Source organism: Helicobacter sp. 13S00482-2 (assembly GCF_002272795.1).
Taxonomy (GTDB): domain Bacteria; phylum Campylobacterota; class Campylobacteria; order Campylobacterales; family Helicobacteraceae; genus Helicobacter_J.
Map to the genome: position 1 here is coordinate 18173 of NZ_MLAT01000018.1, position 9907 is coordinate 28079.

Sequence of the window (9907 nt, forward strand, 5' to 3'; positions counted from 1 at the left end):
CCAATAAACCTAAAATTTACAGGAGTTTTCCGTATGAAAAAAGTCTTATTAGGTGTTTTTTTAGCTTTGATACTTATAAGCTATGCTCAAGAGATGCAAAAGAATGAAAAAAAAATGCCTCCTAGTCAAAGAGAGGATATTAATTTTACCATCAAAGAAACTCCCATAGAAGACTCATCAACACAAAATGTTCCTGATGCTTCAGCAGCACAAAACCCTGATAGAGTATTGAATGTGCCATATCAAGATTCTAAATCAAAACAAAGTCATTCTTCCCCTACTCTTGCACCAGAAATATCCCAAACCAATTGGGAGAGTTTAGAGAAAAATAATAAAGAAACCTCTGACTCCAATGAATCCCAAACAACACAAGAAAATACATCAAACACTACAGATAATACAGCCAAAACTGATGTTAAAAAACAAGAAAATAACGCAACACAAAACAAACCATCTGAGCAAAATGCGATTTCCAAAGAATCCATAACACCTGATAAGAAATCAAAATTTTTGGAGGAGAAATCTCAAAAAACCAAGAAAGTAACGTTTATCCAAGAAGAGTTTTATAGTCCTAAAAAAAATGAAATCTCTGTGAGTAAAATATCAGGAAAACTATTTTTACAGATACATTCAAATGAAATTCAAAAATTTATGGATGGAATTATCTATAATACAACACAACAGGTGCAAACCTTTGCTCTTGAAGATTCTTATACTCAAATCACTAATATCAATGGAAAAATTCAAGAGTATAAATACGCCCAAAAATCTATTGATAGATATTCTGCCATAGCTCCTCATAAAAAATATCCACTTAAGAAAATATCAAAAAAACAATACCAAATAGTGCTGAAAAAAATTCCTGATTTTTTTGACATTAGAGGTTGTAAAATCATCGTTAAAAAAGAACTCATAGGATCGCTCAATCAAACCAAAGAGGTAATCATTAATTTAGATACAAAACGAGAACTCAGGAATAATCCACATTTTGATTTATTCTTAGAATGTCCGCAATGAAATCCATCTACTAAGTGAAACCATGCTAAATATCATACTCATAGAACCTAGAATCCCTCAAAATACAGGAAATATTGGTAGGCTTTGCGTAGCAGGAAATGCGAGATTGCATCTGATCCATCCTCTAGGATTTTCTATAGATGAAAAATCATTGAAACGTGCTGGAATGGATTATTGGAAAAATCTATATGTGAAAGAATGGAAAAATATAGGAGAATTTTGGGAACATTACCCCGTAGATGAAAATCATTTCTTTTTGAGCACAAAGGCCAAAAAACTTTATTATGAGGCAAATTTTAAAGACGAATGCTTTTTGTATTTTGGCAGAGAAGATGCAGGGATTGATGAAGCCATCTTAAATTCATACCCCCAGCAAACCCTAAAAATACCTATGACGAAAACTACAAGAAGTATCAATCTAGCAACCTGCGTGGGTGCGGTTATGTATGAGGCAATAAGACAAAACCAGAGCTATTTTTCGTTTTAATATAGCCTTAATTTCTATTTTTATAATCAGCGTATTGAAACGTCTTTAATAGCAAAAATTTATCATCTCTAATGCTTCCTAAGGATGGGAGCGGAACACCATTAAAAGTATTATTTTTTACGATAGTGTAATGCATCATATCTTCAAATAATATTCTATCTCCAATCTTTAAAGGGGTGTTAAAACTATAATCTCCTATGATATCCCCTGCCAAACAAGTTGGTCCTCCAAAACGATAGACATATTCAGCAACCCCATTACCTTTGTCATCTTCAATCTCTTCGTTACCATTAATAATAGATATCTTTTTTACATTTGGACGATAAGGCATTTCAAGGCAATCAGGCATATGAGCTGATGCACTTACATCTAAGATGGCGACATTCATTTGATTATAAACAATATCCACAACTTCACCAATAAGAAATCCACTCTGCCACCCCACTGCTTCTCCAGGCTCCAAAAAAATATCTATTCCATCATATCTATTTTTGAAGTTTTTAAGAATAGATACGAGCTTATCAACATCGTAATCAATACGAGTAATATGATGACCTCCACCAAAATTTATCCATTTCATTTGCGAAATATGACGACCAAAATATTTTTCAAAATATTCTAATGTTCGCTCAAGTGCATCTGAATTTTGTTCGCAATGCGTATGAAAATGCAATCCATCAATATCTTCAAGCCCAAATCTTTGCAAACCTTTTTCAAATTCACTAGGAACAATACCCAATCGACTTCCAGAGACACAAGGGTTGTAAATAGGAGGCTTAACTTCACTATAGAGAGGATTCACACGCAATCCAACTTGAATTTTACAAAAACCTAAAGACTCTAATTGCTTGTTTTTAATTCTTATTTTGTGTTTAAATTTTTGCCATTGCTCAAAAGAATTGAAAATAATATGCGTCGCAATAGGAAGCAATAAGTCTATTTCAGAATCTTTATAAGCAGGACTGAATACACAAATATCCTTTTGTATTTCTCTGCCACCAAACTCTTCAAATGCAAGGAGTGCCTCATAAATACCACTTGCACAGCAACCATCAAGATAATCACGTGCAATATCAAAGCTATGCCAAAAAGCATAACCCTTTAGAGCTAAAAGTATCTTTACATCACAAGCAGATCGAACTAGATTTAAGATACTTAAATTATGCTTTAATTTATTTTCCTCCAACACATAACAGGGCGAAGGAATATCAAAATATTTCATTTGCTTTCTTGCCTATCAATGATAAACTCTCTGATTGATTTTTCTATTTCAATAGGGTTAGATTTGGATATAAAATCATCTGCATTCAACGACCTAGCCATATCCTCATTACTGCTCCCACTCATAGAAGAATTCACCACGACAGGAATATGAGATGTTAGAGGATTATTTTTGACTTGTTTTATAACCTCAAATCCACTTGCTTCAGGCATTTCTAAATCCGTTATAATCATCCCAATATTCTGTATATCGGTATTTGGCGAATATAAGTAATCCAAAAGTTTCTGTCCATTGATAAAATCAATATGAGCTATACCAATTTTATCTAGAATGATCTGCATTGTCTTTAAAACACTAGGACTATCATCAGCTAAAAGAATAATTTTGTCACTTCTTAATCTTGAGACTTTATCAAGCTCTTCTTTTTTTTCTTCAATCCAAGGGAACACATCTGTGAGCATTCTTTCAATATCTACAACTTGAACAAGTTTGCCATCAAAATATCTAGTACGACTCACTAGTTTGGAGTTCCCACCATTCCCGCCAATTCCTGCACTTTGCTCAATTTCCGTCCATCTTTTGTTTAAAATTCTATCTGCCTCATAAATCCTAACTCCGATCGTCCATCTAGAAAACTCACAGATCATAATCACATCATCATCATTTTTTTCACGTTTAACACTATAGGGGGTGAGATCTTTTGATTTATTACTACTATCATAATAAAACCATTTTCTCATATCAATTAAAGGAATGGTAAGTTCACGAATAGTTATCAAGCCTTCAATGAGCGAACTATTCTCATGGCTAACTATTGTAATTTGACCCTGATATTTTACAACTTCACGTATCTTGAAAACATTAACCGCATACAGATCTTTATCTTTTTCTAGACGAAAGCACAGCAATTGGAGCTCATTATTTTTATGCAAACTTGTAATCTGATCAACTTGGGATAGATTTGACATTGCCATAGCCTTTCCTATTTTGTTTCTTTAGCTAATCATATCATAGCTTTATTTTATAAAACTTTAATAGCGTTTTGCGGGGTATGTGCAAGTCTTGCACAAGTCTTCTACTGCCTCTCCTTTTATAAATCCTTCTTGGATTTTTAAAGCTCTAGGAGAGTTGATAATATTCAATATATTGCTATCTTTTAAATTACCAAGCCCAATATGACCTCTAGCATCGATACAACAAGGCACAACCAAACCATTTGATAATATGCCAATTTGTGATATAAGTCCGTGACAATATTTATCCTTGACATCACTAGCATCTTTCAAAGTAGGCCATTGAAAAGTTTTTGTAATATTTAAAAATACTTTTTTTCCAAGCCTGAATCTAAAGCAAGAATTATCATCTTTAATCTTAAACTCTGAGAGTATCGCATCTTTGAGCCAAGATAGGATTTTTAAAGAAGTATCTTGAAGCCTAAGATTAATAAAACTAGGGGTATCTTGAAGAATTTTATAATGACATAAATCAAAAATATTTTTCAAATAATTTGCTGGAATCCTAGCTTGATTTTTTTCATCAAAACCTGCATTTAAAGAAATAGAAAGCTGATGAACAGGAGGAAGCGTTAAAATATCAAACTGATCTTTATGCAAATAAACTCCACTTGTGACTAAATCCACACCCAAGCTATAAGAAAGTGCGATATTTAAATATTCTCGTAGATTTTTCAACATACAAGGATCGCCCAAAAGATGAAAGGTAATTATCTGTGTGAGCTTGGCACTTTGAGAACAAGCTTTTTCAAATAAATCCACATCCATAATCTTGCGAGTGTTCTTTGGTGTGGGACAAAAACTACAATTAAGCCCACAAATATCACTGAGTTCTATATAGATTTTTTTGAATCTATACATTAAAACGAAAATGCATGACATCGCCATCAGCGACTATATAATCTTTACCTTCTACTCTAAGTGCTCCAGCCTCTTTTGCTTTTACTTCCCCACCATATTTAATAAAATCTTCATAAGAAATTGTTTCTGCACGAATAAAACCTTTTTCAAAATCCTTATGAATAACCCCCGCAGCAACAGGGGCACTATCACCTTTATGGATAGTCCAAGCCCTCACTTCTTTTACTCCAGCAGTGAAATAACTGATAAGCCCTAGTTTGCAAAAACCCACACGAATAATCTGTTCAAGACCGCTTTCCTTACAACCTAATGAATCCAAGAACTCTTTCCGCTCAGACTCCTCCATTCCTACCATATCTTCTTCAAGTTTTGCACATAGCATAATCACTTCAGCATTATGGGCTTGAGCATATTGTTTAAGTGTTTCAAGATAATGATTCCCTGTAGAAATACTATTTTCATCTACATTTGCCCCATAAATCACCTCTTTAAAACTTAAAAATCTAAGTTCTTTATTGAGGGTTTTAAAAGCCTCACTATCAACATCAGCAAAAGTTTTAGCGGGTTGATTATTATGAAAATGCCCTAAAAGATCTTTGGCACATTCAAGCATAACTTTGGCATCTTTATCTGCTTTTGCCTGACGCTCTAGCTTATCAATACGCTTAGAAAGAGTATCTATGTCTGCTAAAAGCAATTCCAATTCGATGATTTCAACATCCTTAATAGGATCAATCCTGCCCTCTACGTGGGTAATATCAGAATCATCAAAACAACGAACGATGTGCAATATCACATCTGTCTCCTTAATATTACCTAAAAATTGATTTCCTAATCCTTCTCCTTTAGAAGCCCCCTTAACAAGTCCAGCAATATCGACGAATTCCACAACCGAATGTAGAATTCTCTCAGGATTCACTATCTTTGCTAACTCAAAAAGTCTCTTATCAGGCACATTCACAACTGCCCTATTTGGTTCAATGGTGCAAAAAGGATAATTTGCAGACTGTGCATTCTGGGCTTTAGTGAGTGCATTAAAAGTACTTGATTTGCCAACATTTGGAAGTCCTACAATGCCTATTGAAAGCCCCATATCAATCCTTTTTAATAAAATCAAGCAAAAACTGAACACACGCCCTCACACCTGCCCCACTTGCTCCATAGGTATTAATATCCCAGTCTCGCTCCACATATGCAGGACCTGCAATGTCTATATGCAACCACTTATCTTTATATTCTTCACGAATAAATTCACTCAAAAACATCCCTGCACTTATAGCACCACCATATCTAGAAGAAGCAACGTTGCAAATATCAGCAATCTTAGAATCAATCAATTTTTTTAGATGTTTATTAAAACTAAGTTTGGTCGCTAATTCTCCTGCCCTTGTAGCTGCGTTTTCAAAACGAGTTTTTAGTTCCTCATTGTGCCCCATTACTCCGCTAGTATATTCCCCTAATCCTACCACACAAGCCCCTGTAAGCGTGGCAAAATCAATCAAACAATCTGGTTTGATATCTTGAGCATAACTCAAGCAATCAGCTAAAACCAACCTGCCTTCTGCATCTGTATTGCGCACTTCAATGCTCTTACCCTCACGAGAAAACAAAACATCATCAGGTTTATAAGCATCTCCACCAATCATATTTTCTGTAGCCCCAACAATCCCATGAAGTTCAATATCTATTTCCATTTTAGCAACTGCATTCATAATAGCAAGAACAGCACAACCACCACTTTTATCTGCTTTCATTGTGACCATATAATCAGCAGGTTTTAAACTCAAACCCCCACTATCATATGTCAATCCCTTGCCCACAAGCACTACTTTTGCCTTAGGTTTTTTGGATTTATAAATCAAGTGAATAAGTCTTGGAGGATGAACAGAGGCACGATTGACAGCCAAAAATGCTCCCATTTTTTCTTTGGCAAGAAATTTTTCATCCCCGATTTTACAAGTAAGCTTGTTTTCTTTAGCAATCTTTTGTGCTAACTCTGCCAAAAATAAAGGAGTGGCATCTTCAGGAGGAGTATTGATAGCGTCTCTAGCTAAAATAAGACTCTGTGCTAAAATCTCTGCTGTGGATATATCTTTTTCTAAATTTTTTGGGATAGTCTTAGTGATTCCCTCATTGACAATAAAAATCTCTTTGAGTGTAGGAATATTTTTTTTACTTTTATATTGATTGAATTCATACATTCCCAAAAGTAGTCCCAAAAAAATCCCTTGCATTATCTCATTATCACCATAAATTCCTAACTTGAGATTTTTAAAAGGCATTTTTCTGATAAAATTAACTGCCTGAAAACTCGCTTCTCTAAGTGCATCTACATTTAGATCTTGTACTCCGACATAAAGAATATGAGCTTGTTGATCTAAAAATATCCCTTCACCTTCATAACCAAAATTTTTAAAATTTTTAGAGTCTATCCATTTTTGTTTGAGATTTTTTTTTGGTATAAAAACAAGTCCCAAATCAGCCTTTGTGGCTTTAAAATCAGTTTTTTTAAATTGAATTTTTAACATCTATTTTTTCCTTTTTTATTTCTAATTTAGATTGAATTTTTTGAATTTTCTTATCAATTTTTTTTGTATGTGAATTAAAATACCAAATCACAAAGCTCAAGAATCCTACGATTAAAATCACAAAAATATAAGGATGGCCTTTGAGCCAAGATAAAATATCTAATATCTGATCTCCTAAAAACCAAGCCAATAAAATTGTGACTCCCGCCCAAATCCAAGCACTAATGAGATTGATAATAGCAAATTTAAATGCACTGTATCTAGTCAAACCAATACTTATAGGAATAATCGTTCTCATACCATACATGTATCTTTGGGCAAAAATAATAGGCCAACCATATTTTTGAAGCAATAAGTGTGCTAGAGCTAGTTTTCTGCGTTGTTTTTTGAGATGTTTTTGAATATATCCTTTATTGAACCTGCCAATATAAAAATAAATTTGATCCCCAACAAAACCTCCAATTCCTGCGACAAATACCGCCAATATCACATTCATATGGCCTGTATGGGAAGCAATACCAGCAAATATTAAACCAAGCTCACCCTCTAAAATGCTCCAAAAAAATAAAATCAAATATCCCCAATCTGCTACATAATTGTCCCATAACTCAATGATGTGATGTTCGATACCCATTTAATTTCCTATGTCTAATATGGTAGAAACCTTAACAAATTCACTTAAATTTTTAGCCCCCTTAAGATCTGGCAAGTTCAAAATAAAACAAGCCTCTACACATTTTCCTCCTAAACTCTCTATCAAGTTAAAAGCAGCTTGAGCTGTTCCACCTGTAGCAATAAGATCATCAACAAGCAAAACTCTAGCATTTTGTTTTCCTCTGAATGCATCAATATGCATCTCAATTTCATCAAAGCCATATTCAAGGCTATATTTTTCACTCATCGTCTTAAAAGGCAATTTACCTTTTTTTCTAATAGGCACAAAACCCACACCAAGTGCATAAGATAACATAGCGCCAAAAATAAAACCTCTTGCCTCAATTCCAGCAACAAAATCAAGATTCATACAAGCGTAATATTTTTTTAAAGAATCTATGAGTTCCAAAAGTAATGGGGCATTATTAATTAACGTTGTGATATCTCGAAATATAATTCCAGGTTTTGGACAATCAGGGATAGCTCTAATGGAATCAAGTAGATGTTTTTTAAGTTCTTCTGAAATAGTTTGCATATTGTTCCTTTTATAATAAAGCTTCGATTTTTTGTTCAAGATCTTTGATTCTGCTTTTATATTTATCTGTCTCAATTCTGTATTGAGAATTTCTTTGCTTGAGAGTTTTTACTTCATTTTTAAGAGAATTCATTTCCTGAGCTAGTATTTCAATATTTCCAAGTGCTCTTTGAAGTTGAAGTTGATGTTTTTGAATCAAGATCTCTGCCTCTTGCAAGGTAAGTTTCATTGAAGCGGAATTTCTCTGTTCTTTTTCTGCGATAGACTTGTAAAAAAAAGTTTTTATGAGCATATATAGAACAAAAAGAATAAAAACAGTGATAAAAAATCCTTGCAACGCCAAATTCATTTACAAACCCCCATCTAATTAAAATCCTCAATTTTTGAAATCCTCTGAGTGTGCCTACCACCTTCAAAAGGAGTATAAATAAAAGCCTCTAAAATAGATTCAACTTCACCTATTCCGCTGATACGTTCAGCCAAACATAATACATTAGCATCATTATGGGCCCTTGCCATTTTTGCCATATAGCCATCTAGGCACAATGTAGCTCGTATTCCCTTATAGCGATTAGCTGCAATACTCATGCCAAGTCCAGTGCCACAGATGAGGATACCCATAGAACCTTTATTTTCAAGAACTTCTTTACAAACTTTTTTTGCAAAATCAGGATAATCCACACGGTTGTTATCTTTTGGAAGATAATCAATTACCCCAACATTTATAGATTCTAAGTAATGTTTCACAAAATCTCCAAGTCCTAAACCTGCGTGATCTGAACCTAAAATATACATCATAAATATTTCCTTCTCATTTCAATAAAAATTGTAACAAAAAATTCATAGGATAAAAGAATATTTCAGATAATGGCGTAAAAAATATAAGAATAATGATAATAAAACCATAAGGGGCAATTTGATTAAAAAATCTTGGAATACCTTCTATTCCAAATTTAAGACAAATGAAACTCAAAGCAGCAGAACCATCAAGAGGAGGAATAGGAAAAAGATTAAAAATCCCAAGAACCACATTATAAATAATTAACTTCACTAAAAAAGCAACAATTATTGCTCCAAAAAATCCTGATGAGGGAATAAGATTACTAAATAAAAGGGTGCTTGCTATTAAAGCCAAAATTAGATTATAAGCTACTCCTGCCAAACTCACTGCGATTCCAGCTTCATAGCCCCATCTTTGAATAATATAATTCATATTTACAGGAACAGGCTTTGCCCAACCAAAGAGAAAAGGAGCTTGAGCAAAAAACAAGATGCCTGGAACAATAATTGATCCAACTAAATCAATATGCCTGATAGGATTCACACTCAAACGACCCATTTTTTTGGCCGTATCATCTCCATAACGAAACGCCACATATCCATGCATAATTTCATGTCCAATGATAGCCACCAAAAAAGCAATCATCATTATGAAAGTTTTTAAAATATTTTGTGATGAAAAAATATCAAAATCCATCTATTGCTCTACTTCAACCTGTTTCTTGATATTTTTTTCAAGACTTTCAACTGTTTTAAAAACACGCTTCCATCTGATAGAAAAAACCTCTTTTGGATTATCTTGTGCATCTA

The 9907-nt window shown here is 33.6% G+C and carries 12 protein-coding genes; 2 read left to right on the top strand and 10 right to left on the bottom strand.

Annotation, left to right across the window (positions count from 1 at the left end; translation table 11 throughout):
* Positions 1–33: 33 nt before the first annotated feature.
* Positions 34–1017: a hypothetical protein gene (locus tag BKH42_RS07615; protein ID WP_095296023.1), complete on the top strand. Its 984-nt coding sequence runs from the start codon at positions 34–36 to the stop codon at positions 1015–1017.
* A gap of 22 nt (positions 1018–1039) precedes the next feature.
* The gene (locus tag BKH42_RS07620) at positions 1040–1504 is read left to right on the top strand and encodes a tRNA (cytidine(34)-2'-O)-methyltransferase (RefSeq protein ID WP_095296024.1); all 465 of its coding nucleotides are present in this window, start codon (positions 1040–1042) and stop codon (positions 1502–1504) included.
* A gap of 7 nt (positions 1505–1511) precedes the next feature.
* Here the strand turns inward: BKH42_RS07620 and nspC are convergent, their stop codons facing one another.
* The 10 genes from nspC to BKH42_RS07670 all read right to left on the bottom strand — a co-directional run bounded on the left by nspC (position 1512) and on the right by BKH42_RS07670 (position 9794).
* A complete protein-coding gene (nspC, locus tag BKH42_RS07625; protein WP_095296025.1) occupies positions 1512–2726 on the bottom strand; it encodes a carboxynorspermidine decarboxylase in 1215 nt (404 codons plus the stop codon).
* Positions 2723–3694: a chemotaxis protein gene (locus BKH42_RS07630; protein ID WP_095296034.1), complete on the bottom strand. Its 972-nt coding sequence runs from the start codon at positions 3692–3694 to the stop codon at positions 2723–2725. Before BKH42_RS07630 ends, nspC begins: the two co-directional genes overlap by 4 nt.
* Before the next feature lie 63 nt (positions 3695–3757).
* Positions 3758–4627 (bottom strand): radical SAM/SPASM domain-containing protein, encoded by an 870-nt coding sequence (locus BKH42_RS07635; RefSeq protein ID WP_257874290.1) that lies wholly within the window; start codon positions 4625–4627, stop codon positions 3758–3760.
* On the bottom strand, positions 4593–5693 hold the full coding sequence (gene ychF, locus BKH42_RS07640; RefSeq protein WP_095296027.1) for a redox-regulated ATPase YchF: 1101 nt from the start codon (positions 5691–5693) through the stop codon (positions 4593–4595). The genes BKH42_RS07635 and ychF overlap by 35 nt, the downstream gene beginning before the upstream one ends.
* A 1-nt stretch (position 5694) precedes the next feature.
* Positions 5695–7128 carry a leucyl aminopeptidase gene (locus tag BKH42_RS07645; protein ID WP_095296028.1) on the bottom strand — a complete coding sequence of 478 codons (1434 nt, stop codon included), beginning with the start codon at positions 7126–7128 and terminating at the stop codon, positions 5695–5697.
* Positions 7109–7756, bottom strand: a complete 648-nt coding sequence (locus BKH42_RS07650; protein WP_180674015.1) for a DedA family protein — start codon at positions 7754–7756, stop codon at positions 7109–7111. Before BKH42_RS07650 ends, BKH42_RS07645 begins: the two co-directional genes overlap by 20 nt.
* A 6-nt stretch (positions 7757–7762) precedes the next feature.
* Positions 7763–8317, bottom strand: a complete 555-nt coding sequence (locus BKH42_RS07655; RefSeq protein WP_095296030.1) for an adenine phosphoribosyltransferase — start codon at positions 8315–8317, stop codon at positions 7763–7765.
* Positions 8318–8327: 10 nt separating this feature from the next.
* Positions 8328–8666: a hypothetical protein gene (locus tag BKH42_RS07660; protein WP_095296031.1), complete on the bottom strand. Its 339-nt coding sequence runs from the start codon at positions 8664–8666 to the stop codon at positions 8328–8330.
* 14 nt (positions 8667–8680) lie between these two features.
* A complete protein-coding gene (gene rpiB / locus BKH42_RS07665) occupies positions 8681–9115 on the bottom strand; it encodes a ribose 5-phosphate isomerase B (protein WP_095296032.1) in 435 nt (144 codons plus the stop codon).
* A 13-nt stretch (positions 9116–9128) separates the two neighbouring features.
* Entirely contained in the window at positions 9129–9794 is a 666-nt protein-coding gene (locus BKH42_RS07670; protein WP_095296033.1) for a site-2 protease family protein, read from the bottom strand.
* Positions 9795–9907 lie beyond the last annotated feature (113 nt).